Here is a 25,289-nt window from a genome sequence, read left to right as displayed (position 1 = left end):
CCCATGAAGCTCCGTTTCAATCTCGTATTTGGCGGGTTCGTGTGCATCGTAATCGTGGGCGCGGCTGTTTTTGCACCGTTGCTGGCGCACTATAATCCGGTTCTCGATGCTGATTTGATGAATGCAGAACTGCCACCCGATGCACAATTCTGGTTTGGCACTGACGCACAAGGCCGCGATGTATATTCGCGCATCCTCTATGGCGCGCAGGTGTCATTGACCGTTGGTGTGGTCTCACAGTGCATCAACACGGTCATAGGCCTCTGTTTTGGAATTTCTGCTGGCTACTTCGGCGGCTGGTGGGACGATTTCGTCAATGGTCTCACAAATCTCATGCTGGCAATCCCGTCGCTAATCTTCGCGTTGGCGATCATGGCTGTTCTCGGCCCCGGTTTGCCGAGCCTTTTGCTCGCACTCGGTCTCACAAACTGGTCCTGGACGTGCCGTATTGCGCGCAGTTCCACCCTTTCGCTCAAGAAGCAGGGCTACATTCAGGCCGCCAAGATGCTGGGTTATAGCGATGTTCGCATCATGATTACGCAGATCCTGCCGAACATGATTGGACCTGTCCTTGTGATCGGCACACTGGGAATGGGTGACGCGATCCTCGCAGAAGCGGCACTTTCCTATCTGGGTCTTGGTATTAGTCCTCCGGATCCTAGTTGGGGCAACATGCTTACCGATGCGCGTGAGTTGATCGTGAATGCGCCTTGGGCAGCAGTGTTTCCCGGTCTTGCCATCTTTTTCACGGTGCTTGGTCTCAATCTGTTCGGTGACGGTCTTCGTGACTGGCTCGACCCGCATATGAGGACGCGCAAGGTATGAGCGAACAAACACTTCTTGAGGTCGAAAATCTGCGGATCGATATCGTGTCTGGTTCGACCAATCATAATGTTGTTGAAGACGTATCCTTCACAATCGGTGCCGGTGAAACATTCGGTTTGGTTGGAGAGTCCGGCTGCGGAAAAAGCATCACCGCATTGTCAATGATAGGATTGCTGCGCAAACCACTATCGATAACCGGTGGCGCGATACGCTTCAAAGGGCAGGACTTGCGATCCATGTCGTCACGCGAAATGCGAAAGCTGCGTGGCAATCGCATCGCGATGATCTTTCAGGAACCGATGACCGCACTCAATCCGCTTTCACCCGTAGGGCGGCAGATTGCAGAAATGTTTGTGCTGCATCAGGGCGCAACTTGGCATGAGGCAGAGCGCAAAGCGGTTGAAGCACTGGCCAGCGTTCAGGTTCCCGCGCCGGAGCAGCGCGTGAAGAACTATCCGCATCAGATGTCGGGCGGTATGCGCCAGCGTGTGATGATCGCTATTGCGCTCGCATGCAACCCGGATCTGTTGATCGCCGATGAGCCCACGACGGCGCTTGATGTGACGGTTCAGGCGGAAATTCTCCGTCTGATGCAGGAGCTTTGCACAGCGCGTGGGACTTCCGTACTCATGATCAGTCATGATCTTGGTGTTATTGCGAAAATGTGCCGTCGCGTGGGTGTGATGTATGCCGGGCATCTTGTCGAAGAGCGCATAACAGCGGGTCTGTTTCACCATCCGGCGCACCCTTATGCTCATGGACTTCTGGCTTCGCTCCCGCAACTTGGTTCCCGCCAGAAAGACGGTCAGTTACGGCTGCAGGAAATCGAAGGCGTGGTGCCTTCCATTTCCGCTTTCCCGGCAGGCTGCAGATTTGAGCCGCGCTGCACGCGTGCCACCGATATTTGCCGCGTGCAAAAGCCGGACTGGACGCCACTTGAGGATGCGGGTGTGGTGAGGTGTTTCCATCATGAATGATATGCATTCGACGAAATTAGCAGAGCCATTGGTCAGAATTGATGATGTCTGCGTTTATTTCCCGGTGAGCGGCGGGATCTTCAGCCATTCCAAGCAATTGCTGCGCGCCGTCAATAATCTCAGCCTGACCCTTAATAAAGGCGAGTGCTTGTCCATCGTGGGTGAGTCTGGCTGTGGGAAATCTACGCTCGCCCTCTCCATTGTGGGTCTTCAGAAGCCAACCAGTGGACAGATCTATTTTGAAGGACGTCCGATTACTGGCAAGAATGAGCCTTCGCGGCTGGAGCGGGCAAAGATAGCGCAAATGGTCTTTCAAGATCCATTTGCTTCACTCAATCCACGCCAGTCGGTCTATACATCGCTCGCAGCACCTTTAAGACTTCATGGTGTAAAATCACGTAGCGAGGTTGATGGGCGCGTTGAGGAAATTCTACGCCTCGTCGGATTGAAGCCCGAGCAGGCAAAACGTTTCCCGCATGAGTTTTCCGGCGGGCAACGCCAGCGCATTGGGATTGCGCGCGCCTTGCTGCTCAATCCGAAAGTTATCGTGCTGGATGAACCTGTCTCAGCGCTAGATGTTTCGATCCGGGCACAGATCATCAATCTGCTGCTGGAACTGAAAGAGCGGCTTGGTCTTTCCTACATCATGATCAGCCATGATCTGAGCGTCGTTGAGCATATGAGTGATCGGGTGGCCGTTATGTATTTCGGCCAGATTGTTGAGAGTGGCCCATGGGATCGGATATTCTCGAACCCGACGCATCCCTATACGCGGCGACTGATTTCGGCCATTCCCGATCCGATGACGGAATTGACAGGTGGTCGGTTGATCGATGATCGAAACCCACCCAACGCACCAGAAGGCTACGCGTTTTATCCCGAAAGCTTTGGTACACATGATGTGCATCAAGTGCCGCCACCCACGCATTTTATAGATATCGGCGGTGAGCAACGTATCCGTGTGGTTCAAAAAACATAAAAGCGCCGGACACCGACGCGTTTCTTCAGATCATTTGAGGTGGAGGAACTGCTTCCTCCACTTCCGCTTTTTGAGCTGAGTAAGATTATTTACGAAGCTCGGCTTCGATCTCGTCCAACGTTTTGTCTTTTCCGATACCAGTCAGGAAGGGTAGACCCTTGATGACTGGCTTGGTGACGGAAGCGGAAATAGGCGTTGTTGAAACGATGAAATCCACATTGTCAGCTAAGGAGGCTACTTCCGTGGCCTTTGCCTGCTGAGCATTGAAGGTAAGCCCGCGCTTTTTCATTTCTTCGGTGACTGTTGCGTTGACTGCCGTAGATGTCGCTACACCTGTTCCGCAAGCGAAGAGAATTGTTTTTATTCTAGCCATGGTTTCCTCCAAGTGGTGTTCGTGCGTTCCATGAAACGCGCGAAGATCGTATTTTTTGTTGTCTCGAATTCAGCTGTTAAGATCTACTCTTAATTCAGCGCACTTTGAATGTCTTCAAGCGTGCGTGCCGCCTTCAGCCTATCGAGTGCATCTGGATCCTGAATTGTCGCCATAATCTGCTGCAAGGTTTCAATCTGTTTGTCCTTGTCATTGATGGCAAGCAGAAAGACATATCCAACAGAAACTGCTTCTTCAGGATCTTCCATATTGGCAAATTCAATTGGTGACTTCAGTGTTGCAAAGGCAATGCCAGCCTTGAGCACATGCTCAGGATCAGTATGTGGCACGGCAACGTTTTCTTCGCGCTCAAGCGGCAATCCTGTTGGCATCGTCAGCTCGCGGCTTACGACCGCGTCGGCGTAGCTTGGCTTTACATAACCCAGCTTTTCCAGCTTACCCGCCAGAATCCGGATGATTTCTTCATTGGTTTTTGCTTCGCTCTGAAGCTCGATCGCTTGTGGGTCGAGAAAATCAATCAGACCAGCAGCCATTTCTTTCTCCGTTTAAAGAAGGTCGCACGTCGGTCTCGACGTGCGACTTTTATTTCATGCATCGATCATTGCCAACTTTAGGCGGCAGTTTCGTCTGCTGGTTCGTCTTCAGCGCCTGCCGCACGCTCCCATGCCTGGGTATTGCGGCGATAGAGCATGAAAAGTGCAGCAATAACAACGGCAATCACCGCGATACCAATAGCACCAAGCCACTGGATGGCCGATATGATGATGTATGGCACCCACAGGAATCCATCGACCACTGAAGTGATCTGCAAGGCGTTCTCAGGCAGCTTGAAGCCGGATGAAACCGCAGCGCTCGTAAACAACGGGGCAAGCGCATTGGCGACATAGAAGCCGATTGCCAGTGTGATCGTTCCTACAACGACCATGCGGAACACGTTTCCTTTCAGAAGCGGTGCAGTCATGGCGACGATGAAAGGAATGACGGCAAGGTCGGCAAACAGGATGACGCGGTTGCCTGGCAGGATGACGGAAAGAATGATCGCAATAGGCACCAGAATGAGCGACGACGAGATCGCGGCTGGATGTCCGATAAGGATTGCCGAGTCGAGACCGACGAGAAGTTCGCGGTCGCCGGTGCGCTTGCGCACAAATTCCTGTGCAGCGTCCGAAACCGGCAGCAGGCCTTCCATCAGGATTTTGACCATACGCGGAAGAAGCAACATAACGGCGGCAAGTGTCATGCCTGTACCGAAAACTTTCGCGAGTACGACGCCGAAATCCCCTGCGTTATAAAATGCGATTAGACCGAGCACCAAACCGATAATCAGGCCGAGCACAACCGGCTCGCCGAATACACCGAAGCGACGTTCGATGGTTTCCGTGCTGATGTTGATCTTGTTGATGCCGGGTATGCGATCCATGATCCAGTTGAGCACGATTGCAATCGGCAGAATCTGTGCCGAGGCCAGATGTGGTACGGAAACTCCCGGTACACCGTAGAACTGTTGAACAGCACGCGCCGACCAGTCTGCAAACAGCAGAGACAGTGCTGCAACAAGTGCTGCAACAATGATGCCGTAAGCCAGATTATCGGTTGCAGCGACAACCAACGAACCGACGAAAGCAAAGTGCCAGAAGTTCCACACATCAACGTTCAACGTGCGTGTCCAGCGAAGCAGAAGCAGCACGATGTTGACCAGAATGCCGACAGGAATGACCCAAAGACCGACCGATGAGCCGAAGGCGATTGCTGCAGCCGAAGGCCAGCCTACATCAACAATATCGCGCTTGATGCCTGTGTTGGTGACAATTGCCTGAGCCACTTCGCCAATAGAAGTGAACATAAGACCCAGGACCAGATTGATACCGATGAAAGCAACCCCGATGGTGATGGCTGCACGGAAGGCTTTGCCCACTTTTGCGCCGAGTACCACCGCAATGATGAAGATGACGATAGGCAACAGAACAGTTGCCCCAAGCGTATCGACTGCCGTTTTTAGTCCGCTCAGAAATGCGTCCATCTATTTTCTCCTCCCCCCGGAGCACTCCCAAAGTGCGCCGAGCTAACAGAACGCCCTTATTAGATCGCACGTATCGACGTTTCAAAATGTGAATTGTGCGAAACGGCAGAACATTTGTATTCTATAGCAAACTAAAGTTGAATAACAAGATGGCATTTACGAGCAGGTTGAGTTGCGCGGCAAATGAACACTGGTATTGACTTAGAAACAAATGTTCATTAATCGATTGGATATCAGAGGAGACTGCGAGAATTTTTGCAGGGACGTTCAGGAGGAAACGATGGCAACTAACGTGGCGTTGACAGGCTTGGCGCGTGATATGCAGGCGCGGGCTGATAGTGGGCGACCAATCCGTATCGGACTGATTGGCTCGGGCGAGATGGGGACTGATATCGTCACGCGCGTTGCGCATATGCCGGGTATCGAAGTTGGTGCCATTTCTGAACTGCGCGTTCCCAATGCCCTGAAGGCCGTCGATATCGCTTTTCAGGAGGAAGGTCATGGCCGTGAGGTTTCGACCGCTTCCGATCTGACAGCTGCCATGGAGGCTCACAAGGTCGCCGTAACAGATAACGCCAATCTGATCCTCGAAAACGATCTTATCGATGTTGTAATCGACGCAACCGGTGTTCCGGCTGTCGGTGCCGAGATTGGCCTTCGCGCCATGGAGCACGGCAAGCATCTTGTCATGATGAATGTCGAAGCAGACGTGACAATCGGCGCTTATCTGAAAGCAGAAGCCGAACGTCTTGGTGTTACCTATTCATTGGGCGCTGGTGACGAGCCGTCATCTTGCATGGAGTTGATCGAGTTTGTGAGTGCCATGGGGCATCCAATTGTGGCCGCCGGCAAGGGCAAGAATAATCCGCTCAATATTGATGCAGTCCCTGACCAATATATAGAAGAAGCCACGCGCCGTAACATGAACGTGCGCATGCTGGTGGAATTCGTCGATGGTTCAAAAACCATGGTCGAAATGGCCGCTATCGCCAATGCGACAGGTCTTGTCCCGGATAAAGCCGGCATGCACGGTCCGGCTGCGACCCTTGATCAGCTCAACAAGACACTGATCCCCGAAAAGGACGGCGGTGTGTTGTCTAAAGTTGGTGTGGTTGATTATTCGATCGGGAAGGGTGTAGCGCCCGGCGTGTTTGTCGTCGCCGACATGTCGCATCCACGTATTTCCGAGCGCATGGAAGACCTGAAGATGGGCAAGGGTCCATATTTCACGTTCCATCGCCCGTATCACCTGACGTCCCTCGAAGTGCCGCTGACTTGCGCCCGCGTTGTTCTTTACGGCAAGCCTGACATGGTTCCGCTTTCAAAGCCGGTCGCAGAAGTGGCTGCGGTTGCAAAGAAGGACATGCAGCCGGGCGAACAGCTCGATGCAATTGGTGAATACTGCTACCGCGCATGGATCATGACTTCGGGCGAGGCGCGCAGCGCACATGCGATCCCTTGCGGGCTTTTGCAGGGTGGGAGTGTGACCAAGCCGATCAAGAAGGGTGAGCTTATCACTTACGATAATGCGGCCGTGGCTTCCGGTTCCAAAATTGCTGAACTGCGCGCGCGTCAAGATAAGCTCGTTTACGGAGCGTGAGGACAAAACATCATGGTTCAAGCCAAAAAAGTCGAACCGCAGGATTTGGGCGACCGTCATAACTTACCTTATGCCTTCCGCACCTATTCGCCGGAGCAACTGAAAGAAGCGCTGCACAAGATGTATCTCATCCGCCGCTTTGAAGAAGGCGCGGAAGAAAGCTACACGCGTGGTCTCATTCACGGAACGATGCATCTTTCCATCGGGCAGGAAGCGAGCGCGATGGGATCGTGTCTGCCACTCAATGATGATGACATGATCACGTCGACCCATCGCGGACACGGTCATTGCATCGCCAAGGGCGCAGACGTGAAGCGTATGTTTGCTGAGTTTTTTGGCAAGGAAACGGGTTATTGCAAAGGCCGTGGTGGTTCGATGCACATTGCCGACGTTTCCAAGGGAAATCTTGGCGCAAACGGTATTGTCGGTGGCGGTATTCCGATTGCGGTCGGAGCTGCGCTTTCCGCCAAGAAGCAGAAAAACGGCAAGGTAGTCGTATCGTTCTTTGGTGATGGCGCAAACAATGAAGGTGCTTTCCACGAAGCGCTCAATATGGCGTCTGTTTGGAAGCTTCCTGTTGTTTTCGTTTGTGAAAACAATGGTTACGGCATGTCTACCTCAACCAAGCGCTCCACAGCAGTTGCCAATGTTGCAGACCGCGCCGCAGCTTACAATATGCCCGGAGTGATCGTCGATGGTAACAATCTGTCGGAGGTGGCAGAGGCCATCAATGAAGCCACTGAACGTGCACGGCGCGGCGATGGTCCGACACTCATTGAAAACAAGACATACCGCATTCGTGGTCATTCCAAAAGCGATCGCAACCGCTATCGCACCAAGGAAGAAATCGAGCATTGGCAGAATGATCGCGATCCAATCGCGCATTTTGAGGCCGATTTGAAAGCCTATGGCTTCATCAATGACGCCGAGATCAAGGAAATCCGCGCTCAAGTGGAGAAGGAAATCGCTGACGCGATCGAGTTCGCCAGGAATAGCCCGGCACCTGATCTGACCAACCTGACCCGCGACGTTTACACGGACGATATTTGAAAATGGACACGACAATCCGTGAGTTGAGCTATTCGCAAGCCATCCAGGAAGCAATGGCAATTGCCATGGAACGCGACGACCGCGTATTCCTGATGGGTGAAGATATTGGCGTCTATGGCGGCGCATTTCAGGTGACAGGTGATCTGGTGCATCGCTTTGGTGAAGACCGGGTCATGGATACGCCGATTTCAGAATTGGGCGGTGCGGGCGTTGCGGTCGGTGCAGCACTGACCGGTATGCGTCCGATCTTTGAGTTTCAGTTCTCCGACTTTGCAGCGCTCGCGATGGAGCAGATCGTCAACCAGGCTGCAAAAATCCGTTACATGCTTGGTGGTGCAGTTTCGGTGCCACTGGTTATGCGTTTTCCGGCAGGGTCGGGAACGGGTGCCGCGGCACAGCACAGCCAGAGCCTTGAAGCATGGCTTGGCCATGTGCCGGGTCTCAAAGTTTTGCAGCCAGCGACACCTTACGATGCGAAGGGTATGTTGCTCGCAGCTGTTGAAGATCCCGATCCGGTTATGATTTTTGAGCATAAGCTGCTCTACAAGACCAAAGGTCCGGTTCCTGAAGGCTTCTACACTGTGCCAATCGGCAAGGCGGAAGTAGTTCGCGAAGGGCGCGATCTGACCATCGTTGCAACGGCTATCATGGTGCACAAAGCCCTTGATGCCGCCGCTGAACTTGCCAAGGAAGGCATTGATGTTGAAGTGATCGACCTGCGCACCGTGCGTCCGATTGATCGTGAAACCATCATCAAAAGCGTCAAGAAGACGTCAAAGCTTATTTGCGTTTACGAGGCGGTAAAGACCCTTGGTATTGGCGCTGAAATCTCTGCTATTGTGGCGGAAAGTGATGCGTTCGACTATCTGGATGCGCCAATCGTGCGTCTCGGCGGAGCAGAAACCCCAATCCCTTATAACCCCGACCTTGAACGCGCGACCGTTCCACAGGTACCCGATATCCTGAATAGCGCTCGTGATCTGGCCAGGGGAGTGCGCTAGCCATGGCTGTGGAAGTCATTCTCCCCAAGGTCGATATGGATATGGAGACGGGACAGATTTCGCGATGGTACGCCAAGGATGGCGATACCGTTACGAAAGGTCAGCTTCTCTTTGAAATCGAGACCGACAAGGCGGCGATGGAAGTCGATGCGCCAGCATCGGGTATTATCGCGGATATTAGTGCGTCTGAAGGGACTGTTGTGCCTGTCGGTCAGGCTGTGGCCTGGATTTACGCAGAAGGGGAAGCACGTAACGGCAAGTCGGTTCCGCTTGTTGAAGAATCCGTCGCTGTTGCCCAAGTGGAGGCGGTAGTCGAACCGGTAACCCTGAAACGGGTTGAACCTCAGTCCTCCCAAGACGATGAATCGGGTTCAGTCAATGACGTTCGGGCAACACCGCTCGCTCGTCGGCTTGCCCGCGAAGCAGGCATTGATCTTACGTCTATTCAAGGTTCAGGCCCGAAAGGGCGTGTTCAGAAGAAGGATGTTGAGGGAAATATCATTGCGACAAAGCCTATAAACACAGCGATAGCAGCAAAGCCCTCTCCGAGTAGAACCACCGCACCTGTCGCATCTGGACAGCTCAATGCAGTCTGGCTGCGTGAGGGTGAAGCAGGCCGCTTGCCGGTTGTTTTGATTCATGGTTTTGCCGCCGATCTCAATTCGTGGCGTGGATTGTTTGCCGGTGCATCGCTTGGTCATCCAATTCTAGCACTCGATCTTCCAGGACACGGCAATTCACCACGCGTCGTTCCTGAAAGCATAGACGACATTGCAGCAAGCGTTGAGGCAACGCTTGCATCATTGGGTGTAACATCCTGCCATATGGTCGGACATTCACTTGGTGGAGCGGTTGCGACTGTAACGGCTGCTCGCGGTGTTGTCGATGTGCGTTCGCTGCTGCTGATTTCGTCGGGCGGCTTGGGGCCACAGGTCAATGGGGCGTTTATAACGGGTCTCGTCGGCGCGAAAAGCGAAGCCAGCATCGTTCCCTGGCTGAAACTGCTCGTCGCTGATGAGAGCCATCTGACAAAACCTTTCATCAGTGCGACTGTTGCTCAGGCAATGGATGCAGAACTGCGCGACACGCAGGAAGCAATTGGTGCCCGGTTCTTTGCAGATGGTACGCAGACCTTTGAGGTACGCTCAAGCATTGCTTCGCTTGCTATACCAGTGCGGCTTATCTTCGGTGTCGAAGACAGTGTTATCCCCGTCGCTCATGCTCGTGGCTTGCCGGGGAGAGTGGGCGTTCACATTTTCGCAGGGTGTGGACACATGCCACAAATCGAAGAGCGAGCTGCGGTGTTGCAAATCCTTAAAGAATGCGTCGCAGCTGCCAATTGATGCCCGTTTCGTCGCAGACGCGGCAATTAAAAAAGCACATCGTCGCAAAACGATGTGCTTTTTGCATTTAATGGGATTGCCCTCTGAGTATCTCAGCAGCACTTTCCTCATCAGTGATGAGAACGGTTGGCTTCAGAAGCTCTAATGCACCAAGCAGAGCTGCGATCTTCTCTTTTCCACCTGATGTAAGAATACGCTGCGGTGTCTTCTGAAGGCTCTCAATTTTGGCCGACATGACACGATCATGCACTGGATCATCAACGATTTTGCCATTTATATCGTAGAAGTGGAACAACACGTCGCCGACGGCACCGTTCTCGATCAGGGACAGTTTCTGTGCCTCATCGATCAGGCCCACGCGATAAGACGTGCTACTGGCTGTCTGAATATCGCCAACGCTGAGCAAAACCATATCGAGTTCTTCGGCCATGTCCAACACAGTATTCAGCCCACAACGCTCGATAAGTGCGATCCGCGTTTCTTTGCTGTCGACCAGAGCAGGGGCGGGGATCAGATAGCCTTCTCCCTGAAAAATCTGCGCAAATTGCCACGCAAATTCCGGTGGGTTGGAGCGACGCGGTTGCACGATGCCGCCAAGCAGAGAAATTACCTTGAGATCGTTGAGCGGCCGGGCACCGATATGTTGCAGGGTACTGGAAAGGGTACGCCCCCAGCCCACGCCGATTGTCATGCCATGCTGCACTTTTTCCGAAAGATAAGCACCCGTTGCCGCACTGATCGGTGGTATTGGATCAATGTCAGACGAAGAAAGTGGTGCGACAATCGCGCGCTCAAGCCCGAAGGTTTTTTCAAGCTCAACTTCTAACGATGTCAGACTTGCCAACTTGCCTTCGATCGTAATTTTCACTTCGTTTCGAGCGCGGGCATCAGCAAGAAGGCGAACGATTGTGACACGACCGACCCCCAGCGCTTCGGCGATATCATTCTGGGTCATTTGCTCGACATAATACATCCACGCAGCTCGCGTTCGCAGCCGACTTGTTCGATTTTCTGCAGCCACACCTTCCGATCCAATGATGAGGTCCGCTGCTTCCGGATTTTTCTGCGTCTTCTTGCCGGCTTTTTTCAAAACTGTCCCTCAAATTATTGACGTATTATTACATTATAGAAGTAGTGTTCTTACACCGAAACTATTGCTTTTCCTCCCGAAGGCAAACAATAATTCATGTGCTTGGTGCATCCTGTTAGGATGGCGCTGTGGTTGAGGAAAATGAATATGTTACGCATTCTTTCAGAAGAAATTGCAGTCAATCTGAAGGACCGCCTGCGCGAGGTTCGATACATGATTCGTCGCAACCGACATGAAAGTTTGCAGGTCGAGCAATCAGCGACACGCCCGGGAGAAATCGTATCGCCGGAGTTGTTGCTTGGACATGCGGCAAGCGCGATTGATATGGCGCTGACCACGGCTGAAACAATTTCGATCTCACTGATTTCTTCTAATCCAAATGTGCATAACAGCGCGCCGAATGTGAAGGGTTTGTCGGTTTATTTCGGTACTGGTGCCGAGGGCGCACGTGCTTTTCGTCGGGATATGTATTATCTCACAAAAGAAGTGCTCCGCCGCCATCAGTTGCAGAATGTGCTGGTCCAGGAAGCAACATTTGTCATGGTTCATGCCAGAATGATGCAGAAGCATGGCTTGTTGCTGAAAAGTGTCTTTTCTTCAAAAGCTGAGGATAGGAAGATTGCAGCAACGGCTAAAGCTGTCGCTGCCATGTTTTTGGAACTGCTTGACGAAGTACCAGTGCGCTTTATCTCGACGCATGGTCATTGCGACCCACAGGCGCTACGTAGATTTGAAACAACGTGCTTTGCGGCATTTGGTGTCGCTTGTGGTCTGGCCACAGCAAAGGCCGCAGATCTGGCAGACGTAGATCCTTTGGAAAGCGCCATCCTGTCGCTTGATGTACGCCATGATCGTCTCATGCAGGCGGCAGAGGACCGCGATGAGGCTCAGCTCGAAGTATTATTCCAGACTTTAATTGCTCATCTTCCATAAAGTAAAAGCCCGGATAGCGATATCCGGGCTTCTTGTAGGTGCCTTGTAGGCAAGATCTAACCGCCAAACATATCTGCGATATGCTTTTTTGCGCGTGGAATTGAAGCCGGGCTCATGCTGAGTTCGGTCAATCCCATACGAATGAACTCGCCGATAAGCTCCGGCTTTCCAGCTGCTTCACCGCACATGCCGACCATGATTCCTGCTTCCGTTCCCGCTTTCGCGGTCATCTCAATTGCAGCCATTACAGCCGGATGGCTGACATCATTGAGCTTTGCAACGGTTGGATTGAGCCGATCTGCAGCCATCACATACTGTGTTAGATCGTTGGTGCCGATGGAAAAGAAAGCAGCTTCTTTTGCGAGCTCTCGGGCAGCGAAAACCGCTGCAGGTGTCTCTATCATTACGCCAAGGTCAAACTCAGCAAATGTTTTGCCTTCGGATTTAAGCTCAGTGATGCATTCCACGATAAGGCGTCTGGTTGCGCGGATTTCTTCAACGTCGGAAACCATTGGCAACATAACTTTGAGATTGCCGTTAACCGCAGCACGCAAAAGTGCCCTAAGCTGCGGTTTGAACACATCAGGACGGTCGAGGCACATGCGAATGCCGCGCCAGCCAAGGAAAGGGTTTTCTTCCTCGGGGAACTCAATCCCCGCAATCGGCTTGTCACCACCAATATCAAGCGTTCGAACGATTACGGAGTTTGGCGCGAAAGCTTTTAGAAGTGCCGTGTAGGTTTCTGTCTGCATATCTTCTGAAGGCAGGTGAATATGCTTCATGAACAGAAGTTCGGTGCGAAAAAGTCCGACGCCCATCGCACCGGCTTCAAGGGCTACATCAATTTCTTCCAGCGCACCCATATTGGCGGCCACTTCGATTATTGTTCCGTCAGGGCGACGCGGCGTGATGGAGCGGTAAGCATCCAGTGCCTGCCTTTCCTGCAGCGCTTCGGAAATGCGCGCTTCGATTTCGTTGCGGGTGGCTATATCCGGATCGGCATGAACGATGCCGAAACTTCCATCCACTGCTACGGTCCTCGCATTCTTGAGTTCTTGAACTGCACTTCCAAGACCAAGAACAGCGGGAATTCCATGTGTGCGTGCGATGATGGCAACATGCGATGTTGCGCCGCCATGGCCGCAGACTACGCCTTTGATCTTCTTGAGCGGCGCGCGGGCAAGATCCCAAGCGCCGATGTCGTCGGCAATGAGCACCGAGCCTTCCGGCAGGCCTTCAAGATTGATGTCTTCCTTGCCAAGCAGAGCCAGACAGATCTGGCGGCTGACAGCGTGCACATCATCCGCGCGTGCGTTGAGATACGGATCATCAAGTGCCGCAAATTGGCCTGCTACCGTTGAAGCTGCGGCGAGCATGGCGGAAATCGCATCCAGACCGTCCCGGATAAGCCCAAGTGCTTCGTCGGTCAGGCTATCATCTGCAGCAATATCTTTTAATGCCGCGACGATGCCCCTGTCTGCGTCAGCGAGATTACCGCTGGAAAGGGAAGCATCCATGCGCTGTTGGACTGTTGCAATTGCAGATTTGAAATGGGCAATCTCGGCGTCTATTTCAGAAGCTGCAAGTTTTCGACCCAAAGGTCTAATCTCTTCAGGGAAGAACGGAAAAGCTGCTCCCAATGAAATACCTTCGCTGGCCCCCACACCTTTTATCTGACCAGCAGGAAGCTTGATCGTGATTGCAGGCTGAGGGGTCGCTTCGGCTTGAGGCGCAGAATTAGGAGCTGGCTTTGTCGAGATTGTCGTTTCTTCAAGGCCAGCCTGTGGGTTCTCCAGATAGCCTATCAAAGCCTCAATAGCTTCAATCGCATCTGCACCATCGGCACGAACGGTCACTTCATCGAGCTCTTTTACGCCAAGCAACATCAGCTTAACGGAGCTTTTGGCACTTACGCTTTTTCCTGCCTTGGCAATTTCGATGTCACTCTCAAAACCTTTGGCCAGTTTAACAAAGCGAGTTGCAGGGCGCGCATGCAGCCCTTCATGCACCCGGACGATCGTCGAGCGTTCCATGTATGTAAGCCTCAAATCGACATCTGAAACGATTTCAAATCCATGACATAAAAATCGTTTCAATTGTCTGTTTTAACACGCGATTCTTATTCCAGAGATGGCCAGTTCCTAGCCATCGATGGTGATAATCTGCCCTTCTTTGAGAGCAGCGACAAGGTCTTCACCTGCTATTTCGCTGGCACAGATTTCACCAGGGCGATCAGTCGAATTCGCGCCCGTGAATGAAATAACCACATGCCCGATTTCGCGGACTTTCTGCCAGGCGCTTTCACCAACGGCAGTAATTTCTGCTTTGAGCGAGCCAATGGTGATTTTTGCTCCAATAGCGGGAGCTGATACCTCAGGACCTTCTTCCACAACGTGAAGAACAGATACTTCTGCCAGTTCAGGTGGCGAGCCGTCAGCAAACAGGATGAGAACGCCGCCTTCGGCGAGATCCGCTACTTCCGGGCCGATCGCGGTGATCCGCGTTTTCAGATGTATCGACATAGAGGCGGTCCTTTCTTGATATGGTCGTTCGATGTCCACGACAGTCGATCAGGAGCATCGATATTGTACATGTTTTGGGAAATTGCCTGCCGCCGCTTTTGTTGCGGCAGGCTCCGAGTTTCAAAGCACTGCGAGGCTGACGAGCCATGCGATCAGAACCGAAAGAGGCCCCATGATCTGACGGCTGATCAATACTGCCGGAACACCAATTTCAATGGTCTTAGGCTTCGCTTCTCCAAGTGCCAGGCCAACTGGCACGAAGTCGCAACCGACCTGTGTGTTGTAGGCAAATAGTGCAGGCAGGGCCATCGCCGGGGCAATTGTGCCGTTTGCGATCTGTGGCCCGATGATTGCCACGCCGACAACCTGTGCAATAACCGCACCTGGTCCGAGGATTGGCGAAAGAAACGGTAGGCCACAAATTGCAGAAAGCACCAGCAAACCAACAATGTTGTTCGCAAGTGGTCCGAGCGGCTGAGCGAGGATGTCACCGATGCCCGTGTATAGGATCAGGCCGATCAACATCGTTACGAACGCCATGAACGGCAACACGTTACGGATAACCTGATCAATTGTGCGGCGACCAGCCTGGAAGAAGATACCAACGACACGGCCCATCACGCGACCGATGCTACTGATAAGGCCGACAATACCGCCTTCGCTTGGCAATTCGACCGGAGCAGGGGATTCTTCTTCTGCGGCTGCAGCAGCAGGAGCTGCAACGGCAGAACCATCAGCCGGCACAATATTTTCTGGTTTCACACCTGAAACATAAATGTCCTCGGTGATGAATTGCGCTAGAGGCCCGGATTGTCCGACCGGCGTAATGTTCACCGTTGGAATGCGCTTGCGTGGATAGACGCCGCAACGGGCCGTGCCTCCGCAATCAACAACCACAACGGCCATTTCGCTTTCGATTGGCGGCGAGCGGAAACCATCAACGGCCTCTGCGCCGGTCAGCTCAGCAATCTGGCGTGCAAGTGGATGGATACCACCGCCAGTGACCGATACCACCTTATTACGCTGCTCGGTTGGCTGTATCACGAGCGGGCCGCCCCAGCCATTTGAGCCGCGGGAAATCTTAACTGCCTTATAGGTTTTTACCATGTCGTCCTCCCCAATTCCCGCTTACAGCTCAATGCCCTGACGCCGCGCCATGATGGCGGTGATGCGTTCTGTGAGTATGCCTTTGAGGAGGATCACGACGAGACCAACGATGGCATACCAGATGGCGACGTTGATATGATAGCCTGTTGGAACCGCGCCCTTCTTCTCAAGTTCGAGCAGTGCGACGAGTACGCCGCCCCAGACAAAGTATTCGCCCGGATTGATATGCGGGAAGAGACCCAGCGGCGGATGGACGTAAGACACAGCCGCGTCATAGAAAGCAGGCTTGTATTTCTCGTCCAGGAACGAACCAAATGTATAAGCCATTGGGTTTGTCAGGAAGAAGACCGCGAGCACTGGCAGAACAGTATAGCGGGTAAGCGCGATACGGCCGGCGCTGCGTGCGAGGCCATGGACACGCTTTTCACCGACCAGTTCAGTTACGGCGTAGAACGCAGTCATCAGCACGACGAGTGTTGGGATGATACCGGTTACAAATCCGGCGAAAACTTCGCCACCCTTTTGGAAGACGCCAATGAAGTGCTTGCCAATAGAGGCAAGCCAGCCAAGCTGCTCTTCCTGCTGGACGTTCTGAAGTCGTTCTTTGAACTGATCGACGGTAATTCCGCCGCTGCCAGCATCGCCCGGCGCGGTGGTGGTCGCTTGTGCAAGCTGCAGTAAATCGTTTCCTGCATGCTCTGCGGCGTGTTTGCCATGCAGGGCGGCATCGGAAATCATGCTGCCAGCCATATGGATAGATTGCATTGTTACGTCGGCATGTTGTGCCAACATCGTCACTATCGACATTGTTCCTCCTCGATTGCTTGTTTCAGGCAAGCAACTCCTATGCTCCCACTGCCCTCAGACCTTCGAGCTCGATCCCATCGGATTGATCTCTTATGCGACCGATCTGCTCTATAGCCTGTTTGGCAGCAGCCACCACTTCAGGCTTTCCTTCTCCAATTGCGGGATTGTCCTGCAATTCGCTGAGACTCATTCCCTCGAAGCCTTCGCGACGGCTGAATTGTGCAAAAACCGTCCGTCCGCTCATTTGCAGGAAGCGTCGCACCACCAAGTTGCGGTCTGCGACGATCAACACGATGACACCTTTGCCGAAGCGTCCCCGAATATGCCCAGCGCCAACAAAACCGTCAGAGTATTTCGAAGTGATGCCCTTCATCACATCGGAATAGTGGCGCATCTGGAACCAGACGCCCAGCGACTGAAAGCCCCACAGCAAAGCAAGCGCCAGCAAAGCCCATTGCCAGATAGCCATTTTGATCTCCTCCCATGAAGGACGAACAGGATATTTTTTCGCGTTCGTCATTCACCAATTAGAGAACATTTGTCTTCCAGAATGTCAATATGTATAATTATCGCCGATAACCGACGGCGAATGAAGACTGGCATTTCCATCGGTTTCGCATAATGTCATTTGCAAACTGGAGGCCGCTGGCAACATGGACTTGCTACTCAGAGAACAAATGGCATCGATGCCTGATTTGCGCCATCGACTACGCCAACTACGCTGGTTCAGGGCGACATTTCGTAAGCATGCAAGCTTGTTGCATGAGCTCTATGGCGTTGATTACGACATTGATGAAAAGAAGCTCACTGAGGCGTTTCTGAACTGGGTTGAGCTGGTTAATCAGAATAAGCGTTTTGCCAAGGTGGATCGCAAGGATTTTATCATCTTCGCTGCGGGTCTCGTGTTGCGCGAGCTGATCCGTGTGTCACCGGTGAGGGTCGTTTCATCACCGAGGCATGCCAAGGACGATTCTGCCCGCCTTTACGAGATCGTCAGCTTCTGGCCGGAAGGTTTTCTATACACCAACTACTGCATCTGCGCGATTGCTGCAGTGCAAGAGCAGGAGTTTGGTAAAGTGCCTGATATCGACCAGTGTGCCGATGATCTGCGGACATGGTGGTCGTACAAGGAAAATGTCTCTGAAATGCCAGGTTATGCAATCGCGTTCCTTGATAAGTTTCTTGGCAGCGAGCCGAACTGGGTTATGCCTGATCTTGCATCAGCGCGCGCCGCTGTAAAACGTGCGCTTGGCGACAATAATCCAGCTAAAAAGATACAAAAAAGATAGCCACACTCAACCGTTGTTCATGTCTATGACAAACCTTTCTGTTCGGCTTGGTTTTTCAAGTCGCAGGCCTGACCACTTACGTCTTTGACAGATGAAGGTTTCTTGTCCCGTTCAATTCGGATTGCAGTCATGAAGCCTTCGAGCGGGGCATCAATGCGGAATTGCATTTTCGCACTTCAAAATTCTTACATTTTTCGATAGGCAATCGACAAATGTAAGAATTTTGATTAACGTTGAAGCTGAGTATTGAACGAAGACTCTGCCCAATCCAAATGGTTGGCGAGAAAGGCTGAAAATTCAGGCTCTTGACGGATTGATAACAAATGAGTTGACAAGCGCCAGCATAGGCTGACAAATGTCATAGCGAGGTGGCGTAACTCATTTGGACGGAGAGTCTAAGGGATTGCCGGTTCATTTTAGGGGTGGGAGCCCCTGAATACTGCTGGGAGGAGATGACGTGTCATCGTATGGCGTGGATAGGCAGACTCTTTTTCTGCTTCTGATCAATTGCGCGGTTCTAGCCGCAGGCGCGGCTTTCGCCGGTGCCAATTTTATGGATAGCTATAATTTGCAGTCTATGGCTGCACAGGTGCCTGAGCTTGGTCTGCTTGCGCTGGGTGTTATGCTTTCCATGATCTCGGGAAACGGTGGCATCGATCTTTCGGGCATTGCGCTTGCCAATCTTGCAGGAATTGTCGCCTTCCTGTTGACTAGAAATTTTATCCCAGTTGCCGAGACACCGCTCCTGTTCTCATGGACTTTTGCCGGTTTGGCTGTAGCGGTTGGCCTCGTAGGTGGTTTGATCAATGGAATCATGATCGCCTATGCGCGACTTACGCCGCTGATTGCAACCCTCGGCACCCAGCTGGTTTTCACGGGTGTAGCAGTCTTCTTGACCAATGGTTCTGCGATCAGCCTCGGCTATATCGAGCCGCTGGATAATTTTGGCAATATGCCTGTGCTCAGCATACCAATGTGCTTTGCGCTGTTTCTTGCAATTGCTGCCCTTCTGGCTTTTCTTCTGAAATACACGCCATTCGGCGTGAAGTTGATGCTGATGGGGAGCAACTCGAAAGCCGCGCGTTATGGCGGCATCAACGAAAAGCGTATGCTGCTTATTACCTACACGATCTGCGGTGTATTGGCCTCAATCGCGGGTATCATCATCGCAGCGCGCAATTCGTCCGTGAAGTGGGATTATGGCGGTTCTTACGTGTTAATCGCTATTCTTATTGCCGTGCTTGGCGGTGTTAAACCCGAAGGTGGCTACGGTAAGGTTCTTTGCGTGCTGCTAGCCGCAACAGCACTGCAGATTCTCTCAAGCCTGTTCAACTTTATGAACATTTCCAATTTCTTCCGCGACCTTGCCTGGGGTGTGCTGCTTCTAGTGCTGCTGGCTTCGGCGCGCGTGCATCTGGGCTACTGGTTGCGACTAAGAAGATGATCAATTCCCTGATGCCCAGCGGGAGGAACTTTGCGGGGCATGAGGAATGAAACTCAACAATAAGCATCCCTATAATTGGAGGAGAAGCATGCGTATAATTTCCAAACTAGCTGCTTGCACAATGCTCGCAGGAGTTGTGATGGCCGGTATCGCCGTTGCACAGGATAAGCCAACCATCGTGACTGTCGTGAAGGTAACTGGTGAGAACTGGTTCACGCGCATGAACGAAGGCGTTGATGCCTTTGGCAAAGACAATGCCGATGTCAGCGCAAGCCAGGTCGGTCCGGCAAAGGCAGATGCTGCACAGCAGGCTCGTATTCTTGAAGATCTCGTTGCAAAGAACGTGTCTGCAATTGCCGTAGTGCCAATGGACCCATCGGCACTTGAAGGCGTACTGCGTCGTGCTGCCCAGCGTGGCATCAAGGTCATCGCACACGAAGGTGACAGCCTGACCAATGTTGATGTCGACATCGAAGCATTCGACAACAAGGCATTCGGAACGCGTATCAATGAAGCGCTTGCAAACTGCATGGGCAAATCCGGCAAATGGACTTCATTCGTGGGTTCGCTCGGAAGCCTCACGCATAATCAGTGGGTTGATGCAGGCGCTACTAACGCAAAGCAGTATCCAGATATGGAACTGGTTGCTGAGAAGAATGAATCCTTCAACGATGCTAATAAAGCCTATGAAAAGGCCAAGGAAATCCTGCGTAAATACCCTGATATCAAGGGCTTCCAGGGCTCATCGGCTATTGATGTGATTGGTATCGGCCGTGCTGTTGAAGAAGCTGGTCTGCAGGACAAGACCTGCGTTTATGGCCTTGGTCTGCCAAAGGATACCGGCCCATATCTTGAAAGCGGTGCCGTCGATCAGATCTTCTTCTGGGATCCGAAAGATGCAGGCTATGTAATGAACAAAGTCGCTGATCTGGTTCTTAAGGGTGAGGAAATCAAGGACGGTATGGACCTTGGCGTTCCTGGCTATGAGAAAATGACGGTAATCAAGGGACCGGGCAAGGGTGTCATCATGCAGGGTCAGGCATGGGTAGACGTGGACAAGTCCAATTACAAGAACTTTCCGTTCTAAGAAGCACTCTGCCTGTCCGATAATATTCCGGGGCTGTAACACCACAGCAGCCCCGGAACTGCGATATCGCACCCAACCAGTTCGCGCCTTGAGAAAACGCAAGGCGCAGAAGTGTCTGAGAGTTTCAGGAAATTTCCATGCACGCTACAGATTCAACACCTGCATCAACACCGCCATTTCTTGAGATCAGAAGCGTCAAGAAATCCTTTGGCGGCGTTAAGGCACTCAAGGAAGTAAGCCTTGTTATCGAAGCAGGTCAAATCTATCATCTGATGGGTGAAAATGGCTGTGGCAAAAGCACATTGATCAAAATCCTCTCCGGCGCGCAGCCTGCCGATGAGGGGCAGATTTTTATCGACGGCGAACCAACAGGCGCCCGCGCAGGCGACCTCGGGGCCATCGGTTCTTTACGCGCAGGTATCGAGACGGTTTATCAAGACCTTTCGCTATTGCCGAACTTTTCTGTTGCCGAGAATGTCGCCTTCACCGAGCAGCTCGTTGAAGCGTCAGGGAAACTTGCGCGTAAGCTCGATGTTTCGGCACTGAATGCAACAGCGCGGCGTGCACTCGCGGAAGTGCATCTTCCCACCGATAATGCCTTCCTGAAACGCAGAACAGATACATTGCCGCTTGCCACGCGGCAGCTCATCGCAATTGCACGCGCGGTTGCTTCCGAGGCGCGCCTGGTCATCATGGATGAGCCGACGACCTCACTGACGCGACAGGAGGTGGTCAATCTTTTGCGCGTTGTCGAAAAGTTGCTCAGCAAAGGCGTTGCTGTCCTTTTCGTCACGCATAAGCTTGATGAGTGCAAGTCGCTCGGCGGTCGTGCAATCATCATGCGTGATGGCGTGAAAGTCGCTGAACTTGATGTTGCAACGCATACGAAGGCTGAGTTCAGCCATTGGATGACTGGTCGCGAAATCAGTGAAACTCGATATCGCACCGACCCCAAACTGGGCAATGTGATGCTGGACGTCGAACACCTAGGTGACGGACGGAATTTTGAATCTGTTTCGCTTTCATTGAAGAAGGGCGAAATCCTTGGTGTGACTGGTCTGCTTGACTCAGGCCGCAATGAACTGGCGCTGGCGCTTGCTGGTGTTGTGCCGGCGAGCTCTGGCAAAATCCGGCTGAACGGCGAAGAAATCGCACCACAATCGGCCGCTGACGCAATCCGCTTTGGTATTGGCTATGTCCCGGAAGATCGGCTTACAGAAGGTCTGTTTCTAGAAAAGCCTATTCAGGACAATATAACGCTTCCGGTCCTTGATCGTCTGCGCAATGCTCTGGGCATGATCAGTGGAAAACGTGCCAGGAAGGTCGCGGAAGATAGTGTCGCCGACCTTCAGATTGTTGCACCGGACGTCACTATTCCGGTTCAATCGCTATCGGGTGGCAATCAGCAACGTGTCCTGATTGGGCGCTGGCTGACCATCAATCCGCAGCTTCTCATCCTGCATGGTCCGACGGTAGGTGTCGATGTAGGTTCCAAGGATACAATCTTCCGCATCATCCAGCGGCTGGCTGACGATGGAATGGGTGTTATCATTATCAGCGACGATCTGCCTGAACTTTTGCAGAACTGCGACCGCATTCTCGTTATGCGGCAGGGACGTATCGTTGCTGCACACAATGCCGATGGACTGACCGAGGACGCGATCTATGCATCCATGGCCAGCACTGCAAAGGAGATCGCGCAATGACCGAAATCTTATCGGTAGAAAAGACTAGCGCGAAAGAACGCGGCATACTGCTCCGGCTTTGGGACTTGATGGGCGCCAGGCCAGAACTGTTCACGCTTTTGCTGACAGTTATCACCTGTCTTGTGGTTATCGCGGCCAACCCTGATTTCCTGCAGATGAGCAATCTGGTTGACATTCTGCGTGCATCCGTCGTGCGTGGGTTGTTTGCGATGGGCGTGCTTGTCGTCCTAGCATCAGGTGGTATCGACGTCTCGTTTACGGCCATTGCCGCTTTCGTTATGTATGCGCTGACAATGTTGGTGACAAACCTGTTTCCAGAAATGCCAATGGCTCTCATATTACTACTGGCCGCTCTAGGCGGTGCCTGCTTTGGTGCGCTTAATGGTTTTCTCGTGCAAAAGCTGCAAGCGCCTTCGCTGATCGTGACGATCGGCACACAGTACGTGATCCGAAGCTTCCTTCTCACCTTCGTCGGCACTGCACTTTTTATGAATATTCCGGCCGCGATGGACGCGTTCGGTAAGGCGTCCCTGTTCACACATCGCGCATCGAACGGCGTCGTATCCGTTCTGCCTGCCACTGTGCTAGTTTTGGTGGTCGCAGCTTTCGTGACGTGGTTTATCCTTGAACGCACATTGATGGGGCGCGCTATTTTCGCGGTTGGGGGCAATCCATCCATTGCCGAGCGACTTGGGGTCAACCTTTTTCGTGTCCGTATATTTGTCTTTGCCTATGCAGGTTTGCTGGCGGGTATTGCGGGCGTGGTTCACGTTTCCAGCAATCGTCTTGCTAATCCTTTCGACCTTGCGGGGATGGAGCTTGAAATTATCGCGGCGGTGGTCCTTGGCGGAGCGCGTATCACCGGCGGTTCGGGATCGGTTGTGGGGACATTGCTGGGCGTTTTGTTGATAACGCTCGTCAGTAACGTCCTAATCTTTGTGGGAATTCCAAGCACGTTGCAGTTGGCAATCGTTGGGGCTTTCATCCTGCTTGCTGGCACGATCTTCGCGTTGCGCGACAAGGCTTAAAACAAGCCTTATGAGCACAACCATCAACTATCAAATTGAATAGTGTTGGGCAGCCGGTGTTGTTTACACCGACCGCATCAACTGAAATCTGGGAGGATTCTATGTCTCATGATGTGTCCGTTATCGGACTTTATATTCTGGACGTACTCGGGCGGCCTGTTGATGCAATTCCACCAGGCGGCAATGTCGAGTTTATCGATGAAATCCGGCTGACCGTTGCGGGAACCGCTGGCGGCACGGTCGTCGATCTGGCGAAGCTTGGTCTAAACTGCCTCGCGGTTGGGGCCGTGGGCGATGATGAGAAGGCTGATTTCGTATTGGCGACTTTGCAGCGCTTTGGCGTCGACGTTGCGCAGATGCAGCGTCTGCAAGGCGTTCCCACATCTTCGACCATTCTCAATATCCGTCGCAACGGAGATCGCCCGGCACTTCATGCGCGCGGCGCGTCCGATCATTTTGAAATTGCCGACAGCGCGCTCGATGCAGTTCTGGCGCCACCAATCATTCATCTGGGTGGAACGGGTCTTTTGGCAAAACTTGATGGTGAACCAAGCCGTAAATTGCTGTCTGAGGCCAAGGCGCGTGGGCGTATTACAACCTTTGATCTTTTGGGCGCCAATGATGATACTCTCGATCTGATCTCTCCACTTTTCCCGCATATTGATTACTTCATGCCCTCTATTGAGGAAGCGAAGCAGATTTCAGGCGCGGCTGATGTCGAAGGCGCGGGGCACTTCTTTATCGAACGCGGCGTAAAGCATTGTGTCTTCACGCTTGGTGGTGATGGCGTATGCTTCATGGATGCAACTGGCATGGTTCTGCGCCAGCCAGCATTCTTGATTGAAGTGGTTGATACGACAGGTTGTGGGGATGCATTCGATGCTGGTTTCATCACAGCCCTTCACCGTAAAATGGATGTGAAAACCGCGTTGAATTTTGCGCAGGCATCCGCAGCATTGGTCGCCACAGGCCTTGGCTCAGATGCCGGTATCCTTTCGTTCGAGGATACATTGAATTTCATGAATGCTGCGCCAATCAAGCAGTAATCAAAACTGGGGCGGATCATTAAAACGACCGCCGCTTTTCCTTTATTGCGCGAGCAGAAGTTCCGCTGTTTCAAAATCGGTAACGAGGTGGGTTGCATAGCCGCCGGTTAAAACTGCGCGGATTGCTTCGACCTTGCGCGAACCGCCCGCCACGCAAAGCCTGCGCGGAACCCGATGTAATTCATCCAACTCAATGCCGATGACGCGTTTGTCCAGTTCACGAATGACCTGCTTGCCTTCATTGTCGAGGAAGCGACAGATCAAGACTGCGACCGCGCCATCCTTGGCGTAGGCATCGATTTCTTCATCGCTAGTGACATCCGCAATGCGCATCGTGCTTTCAGATGATAATCCCCCAACGCCAAAGACGATCATGTCTGATTGAGCAATCAGATCAAATTGCCGTTTAAGCGCAGGTTCGCCCATCAAGGCGTCGCGCAACTCCGGACTGCTCAAAATCGCTGGAGCCAGCATGTTTACACTGGTTGCACCGACATTGCGAGCCATGATCGAGGTGCAAAGCTCTGCAGAAAATTCACGTTTTCCCATTGATGAACCCGTGACTTGAACGACTGTCAGCCCTTCGATCGAACGAGGCAGCGAGATCGCATCCGCGATTGCCAGAACAGTTCGCCCCCAGGACACGCAGATCGTATCGCCCGGTTTGACCATGCGCTCAATGAGGCGTGCGCCTCCGGTGCCCAGCGCCTGAAGTAGCGCCTCGGAGGAGCCCGATTTTTCACTAGGAATGACGAGGACCTCGTCCAAACCATATAGGGTCGCGACCTTTTTGGCGATCTCGGTTCGGGTGAGAATCTCCGAATTCATCACAATCCGTACCACGCCCCGCTGCCGTGCTTCCTGCAGATAATTGACGATGGTCGCGCGCGAAACGCCCATTTTCTTGGCGATATCGTTCTGGGTTAGCTGGTCTTCATAATAAAGCCAGGCAGCCCATACGATCGCGTCATCAAATTCAGCCGGGATGGCATGCGTAGACGGTGTCAGATCGTCCGATGTCATACTGATTTCCTGATGTTAGCT

Annotated in this window: 24 protein-coding genes; 14 read left to right on the top strand and 10 right to left on the bottom strand. The window is 52.7% G+C overall.

Annotation, left to right across the window (positions count from 1 at the left end; translation table 11 throughout):
- Positions 1 to 3: 3 nt before the first annotated feature.
- The 3 genes from QSJ70_RS12185 to QSJ70_RS12175 are packed head-to-tail and all read left to right on the top strand — an operon-like array spanning position 4 to position 2,781.
- Positions 4 to 825, top strand: coding sequence for an ABC transporter permease (locus tag QSJ70_RS12185; protein WP_215778522.1), 822 nt, complete (start codon positions 4 to 6; stop codon positions 823 to 825).
- Entirely contained in the window at positions 822 to 1,802 is a 981-nt protein-coding gene (locus QSJ70_RS12180; protein ID WP_215778524.1) for an ABC transporter ATP-binding protein, read from the top strand. The genes QSJ70_RS12185 and QSJ70_RS12180 overlap by 4 nt, the downstream gene beginning before the upstream one ends.
- Positions 1,795 to 2,781, top strand: coding sequence for an ABC transporter ATP-binding protein (locus tag QSJ70_RS12175; RefSeq protein WP_285536677.1), 987 nt, complete (start codon positions 1,795 to 1,797; stop codon positions 2,779 to 2,781). Before QSJ70_RS12180 ends, QSJ70_RS12175 begins: the two co-directional genes overlap by 8 nt.
- An 85-nt stretch (positions 2,782 to 2,866) precedes the next feature.
- On the opposite strand, the gene QSJ70_RS12170 is transcribed toward QSJ70_RS12175, so the two are convergent.
- The 3 genes from QSJ70_RS12170 to QSJ70_RS12160 all read right to left on the bottom strand — a co-directional run bounded on the left by QSJ70_RS12170 (position 2,867) and on the right by QSJ70_RS12160 (position 5,192).
- Entirely contained in the window at positions 2,867 to 3,154 is a 288-nt protein-coding gene (locus QSJ70_RS12170) for a PTS sugar transporter subunit IIB (protein ID WP_007878547.1), read from the bottom strand.
- Positions 3,155 to 3,243: 89 nt separating this feature from the next.
- Entirely contained in the window at positions 3,244 to 3,705 is a 462-nt protein-coding gene (locus QSJ70_RS12165; protein ID WP_215778527.1) for a PTS sugar transporter subunit IIA, read from the bottom strand.
- Between the two features lie 77 nt (positions 3,706 to 3,782).
- Positions 3,783 to 5,192 carry a PTS galactitol transporter subunit IIC gene (locus QSJ70_RS12160; protein ID WP_215778529.1) on the bottom strand — a complete coding sequence of 470 codons (1,410 nt, stop codon included), beginning with the start codon at positions 5,190 to 5,192 and terminating at the stop codon, positions 3,783 to 3,785.
- Positions 5,193 to 5,472: 280 nt separating this feature from the next.
- On the opposite strand from QSJ70_RS12160, the gene QSJ70_RS12155 reads away from it, so the two are divergent.
- The 4 genes from QSJ70_RS12155 to QSJ70_RS12140 are packed head-to-tail and all read left to right on the top strand — an operon-like array spanning position 5,473 to position 10,186.
- Positions 5,473 to 6,792, top strand: coding sequence for an NAD(P)H-dependent oxidoreductase (locus QSJ70_RS12155; protein ID WP_215778531.1), 1,320 nt, complete (start codon positions 5,473 to 5,475; stop codon positions 6,790 to 6,792).
- Between the two features lie 12 nt (positions 6,793 to 6,804).
- Complete coding sequence (locus QSJ70_RS12150) at positions 6,805 to 7,842, top strand: thiamine pyrophosphate-dependent dehydrogenase E1 component subunit alpha (protein WP_215778533.1); 1,038 nt, start codon at positions 6,805 to 6,807, stop codon at positions 7,840 to 7,842.
- Positions 7,843 to 7,844: 2 nt separating this feature from the next.
- On the top strand, positions 7,845 to 8,843 hold the full coding sequence (locus QSJ70_RS12145; RefSeq protein ID WP_215778534.1) for an alpha-ketoacid dehydrogenase subunit beta: 999 nt from the start codon (positions 7,845 to 7,847) through the stop codon (positions 8,841 to 8,843).
- A 2-nt stretch (positions 8,844 to 8,845) separates the two neighbouring features.
- Positions 8,846 to 10,186 (top strand): acetoin dehydrogenase dihydrolipoyllysine-residue acetyltransferase subunit, encoded by a 1,341-nt coding sequence (locus tag QSJ70_RS12140; RefSeq protein ID WP_285536673.1) that lies wholly within the window; start codon positions 8,846 to 8,848, stop codon positions 10,184 to 10,186.
- Positions 10,187 to 10,253: 67 nt separating this feature from the next.
- On the opposite strand, the gene QSJ70_RS12135 is transcribed toward QSJ70_RS12140, so the two are convergent.
- Complete coding sequence (locus tag QSJ70_RS12135; RefSeq protein WP_215778538.1) at positions 10,254 to 11,276, bottom strand: sugar-binding transcriptional regulator; 1,023 nt, start codon at positions 11,274 to 11,276, stop codon at positions 10,254 to 10,256.
- A 147-nt stretch (positions 11,277 to 11,423) separates the two neighbouring features.
- Between QSJ70_RS12135 and QSJ70_RS12130 the strand changes: the two genes are divergently transcribed.
- Positions 11,424 to 12,209: a hypothetical protein gene (locus QSJ70_RS12130; RefSeq protein ID WP_215778540.1), complete on the top strand. Its 786-nt coding sequence runs from the start codon at positions 11,424 to 11,426 to the stop codon at positions 12,207 to 12,209.
- 56 nt (positions 12,210 to 12,265) lie between these two features.
- On the opposite strand, the gene ptsP is transcribed toward QSJ70_RS12130, so the two are convergent.
- The 5 genes from ptsP to QSJ70_RS12105 all read right to left on the bottom strand — a co-directional run bounded on the left by ptsP (position 12,266) and on the right by QSJ70_RS12105 (position 17,114).
- Positions 12,266 to 14,242 (bottom strand): phosphoenolpyruvate--protein phosphotransferase, encoded by a 1,977-nt coding sequence (gene ptsP / locus QSJ70_RS12125; RefSeq protein ID WP_215778541.1) that lies wholly within the window; start codon positions 14,240 to 14,242, stop codon positions 12,266 to 12,268.
- Between the two features lie 108 nt (positions 14,243 to 14,350).
- A complete protein-coding gene (locus tag QSJ70_RS12120) occupies positions 14,351 to 14,731 on the bottom strand; it encodes a PTS glucitol/sorbitol transporter subunit IIA (RefSeq protein WP_215778543.1) in 381 nt (126 codons plus the stop codon).
- A gap of 120 nt (positions 14,732 to 14,851) precedes the next feature.
- The gene (srlE, locus tag QSJ70_RS12115) at positions 14,852 to 15,838 is read right to left on the bottom strand and encodes a PTS glucitol/sorbitol transporter subunit IIB (protein ID WP_285536668.1); all 987 of its coding nucleotides are present in this window, start codon (positions 15,836 to 15,838) and stop codon (positions 14,852 to 14,854) included.
- A 21-nt stretch (positions 15,839 to 15,859) separates the two neighbouring features.
- On the bottom strand, positions 15,860 to 16,645 hold the full coding sequence (gene srlA / locus QSJ70_RS12110) for a PTS glucitol/sorbitol transporter subunit IIC (RefSeq protein WP_215778547.1): 786 nt from the start codon (positions 16,643 to 16,645) through the stop codon (positions 15,860 to 15,862).
- Positions 16,646 to 16,682: 37 nt separating this feature from the next.
- Positions 16,683 to 17,114: a transcriptional regulator GutM gene (locus QSJ70_RS12105; protein ID WP_215778548.1), complete on the bottom strand. Its 432-nt coding sequence runs from the start codon at positions 17,112 to 17,114 to the stop codon at positions 16,683 to 16,685.
- 184 nt (positions 17,115 to 17,298) lie between these two features.
- Here QSJ70_RS12105 and QSJ70_RS12100 point away from each other — a divergent pair, with 184 nt between their 5' ends.
- The 6 genes from QSJ70_RS12100 to QSJ70_RS12075 all read left to right on the top strand — a co-directional run bounded on the left by QSJ70_RS12100 (position 17,299) and on the right by QSJ70_RS12075 (position 24,245).
- On the top strand, positions 17,299 to 17,934 hold the full coding sequence (locus QSJ70_RS12100; protein WP_215778550.1) for a hypothetical protein: 636 nt from the start codon (positions 17,299 to 17,301) through the stop codon (positions 17,932 to 17,934).
- A 457-nt stretch (positions 17,935 to 18,391) separates the two neighbouring features.
- The gene (locus QSJ70_RS12095; protein WP_285536666.1) at positions 18,392 to 19,378 is read left to right on the top strand and encodes an ABC transporter permease; all 987 of its coding nucleotides are present in this window, start codon (positions 18,392 to 18,394) and stop codon (positions 19,376 to 19,378) included.
- A gap of 88 nt (positions 19,379 to 19,466) precedes the next feature.
- A complete protein-coding gene (locus QSJ70_RS12090; protein WP_285536664.1) occupies positions 19,467 to 20,465 on the top strand; it encodes an autoinducer 2 ABC transporter substrate-binding protein in 999 nt (332 codons plus the stop codon).
- Positions 20,466 to 20,602: 137 nt separating this feature from the next.
- Complete coding sequence (locus QSJ70_RS12085) at positions 20,603 to 22,171, top strand: sugar ABC transporter ATP-binding protein (RefSeq protein ID WP_215778556.1); 1,569 nt, start codon at positions 20,603 to 20,605, stop codon at positions 22,169 to 22,171.
- Complete coding sequence (locus QSJ70_RS12080; RefSeq protein WP_285536661.1) at positions 22,168 to 23,199, top strand: ABC transporter permease; 1,032 nt, start codon at positions 22,168 to 22,170, stop codon at positions 23,197 to 23,199. The genes QSJ70_RS12085 and QSJ70_RS12080 overlap by 4 nt, the downstream gene beginning before the upstream one ends.
- Positions 23,200 to 23,300: 101 nt before the next feature.
- On the top strand, positions 23,301 to 24,245 hold the full coding sequence (locus tag QSJ70_RS12075) for a carbohydrate kinase family protein (RefSeq protein WP_215778559.1): 945 nt from the start codon (positions 23,301 to 23,303) through the stop codon (positions 24,243 to 24,245).
- 42 nt (positions 24,246 to 24,287) lie between these two features.
- Here the strand turns inward: QSJ70_RS12075 and QSJ70_RS12070 are convergent, their stop codons facing one another.
- Positions 24,288 to 25,268 (bottom strand): sugar-binding transcriptional regulator, encoded by a 981-nt coding sequence (locus QSJ70_RS12070; RefSeq protein WP_215778560.1) that lies wholly within the window; start codon positions 25,266 to 25,268, stop codon positions 24,288 to 24,290.
- Positions 25,269 to 25,289: the final 21 nt, after the last annotated feature.

It is taken from the genome of Brucella sp. NBRC 12950 (genome assembly GCF_030268145.1).
GTDB lineage: Bacteria > Pseudomonadota > Alphaproteobacteria > Rhizobiales > Rhizobiaceae > Brucella.
This window is presented reverse-complemented; position numbering and strand designations above follow the sequence as displayed.

Excerpts from the sequence above, each read along its gene's own strand:
- QSJ70_RS12145 (WP_215778534.1), top strand. The coding sequence starts at position 7,845 with ATGGACACGACAATCCGTGAGTTGAGCTATTCGCAAGCCATCCAGGAA.
- QSJ70_RS12165 (WP_215778527.1), bottom strand. The coding sequence starts at position 3,705 with ATGGCTGCTGGTCTGATTGATTTTCTCGACCCACAAGCGATCGAGCTT.
- ptsP (WP_215778541.1), bottom strand. The coding sequence starts at position 14,242 with ATGGAACGCTCGACGATCGTCCGGGTGCATGAAGGGCTGCATGCGCGC.
- QSJ70_RS12085 (WP_215778556.1), top strand. The coding sequence starts at position 20,603 with ATGCACGCTACAGATTCAACACCTGCATCAACACCGCCATTTCTTGAG.
- QSJ70_RS12155 (WP_215778531.1), top strand. The coding sequence starts at position 5,473 with ATGGCAACTAACGTGGCGTTGACAGGCTTGGCGCGTGATATGCAGGCG.
- QSJ70_RS12150 (WP_215778533.1), top strand. The coding sequence starts at position 6,805 with ATGGTTCAAGCCAAAAAAGTCGAACCGCAGGATTTGGGCGACCGTCAT.
- QSJ70_RS12120 (WP_215778543.1), bottom strand. The coding sequence starts at position 14,731 with ATGTCGATACATCTGAAAACGCGGATCACCGCGATCGGCCCGGAAGTA.
- QSJ70_RS12100 (WP_215778550.1), top strand. The coding sequence starts at position 17,299 with ATGGACTTGCTACTCAGAGAACAAATGGCATCGATGCCTGATTTGCGC.
- QSJ70_RS12140 (WP_285536673.1), top strand. The coding sequence starts at position 8,846 with ATGGCTGTGGAAGTCATTCTCCCCAAGGTCGATATGGATATGGAGACG.
- QSJ70_RS12170 (WP_007878547.1), bottom strand. The coding sequence starts at position 3,154 with ATGGCTAGAATAAAAACAATTCTCTTCGCTTGCGGAACAGGTGTAGCG.
- srlE (WP_285536668.1), bottom strand. The coding sequence starts at position 15,838 with ATGGTAAAAACCTATAAGGCAGTTAAGATTTCCCGCGGCTCAAATGGC.
- QSJ70_RS12175 (WP_285536677.1), top strand. The coding sequence starts at position 1,795 with ATGAATGATATGCATTCGACGAAATTAGCAGAGCCATTGGTCAGAATT.
- QSJ70_RS12090 (WP_285536664.1), top strand. The coding sequence starts at position 19,467 with ATGCGTATAATTTCCAAACTAGCTGCTTGCACAATGCTCGCAGGAGTT.
- QSJ70_RS12105 (WP_215778548.1), bottom strand. The coding sequence starts at position 17,114 with ATGGCTATCTGGCAATGGGCTTTGCTGGCGCTTGCTTTGCTGTGGGGC.
- QSJ70_RS12080 (WP_285536661.1), top strand. The coding sequence starts at position 22,168 with ATGACCGAAATCTTATCGGTAGAAAAGACTAGCGCGAAAGAACGCGGC.
- QSJ70_RS12185 (WP_215778522.1), top strand. The coding sequence starts at position 4 with ATGAAGCTCCGTTTCAATCTCGTATTTGGCGGGTTCGTGTGCATCGTA.
- QSJ70_RS12160 (WP_215778529.1), bottom strand. The coding sequence starts at position 5,192 with ATGGACGCATTTCTGAGCGGACTAAAAACGGCAGTCGATACGCTTGGG.
- QSJ70_RS12075 (WP_215778559.1), top strand. The coding sequence starts at position 23,301 with ATGTCTCATGATGTGTCCGTTATCGGACTTTATATTCTGGACGTACTC.
- srlA (WP_215778547.1), bottom strand. The coding sequence starts at position 16,645 with ATGTCGATAGTGACGATGTTGGCACAACATGCCGACGTAACAATGCAA.
- QSJ70_RS12130 (WP_215778540.1), top strand. The coding sequence starts at position 11,424 with ATGTTACGCATTCTTTCAGAAGAAATTGCAGTCAATCTGAAGGACCGC.
- QSJ70_RS12070 (WP_215778560.1), bottom strand. The coding sequence starts at position 25,268 with ATGACATCGGACGATCTGACACCGTCTACGCATGCCATCCCGGCTGAA.
- QSJ70_RS12180 (WP_215778524.1), top strand. The coding sequence starts at position 822 with ATGAGCGAACAAACACTTCTTGAGGTCGAAAATCTGCGGATCGATATC.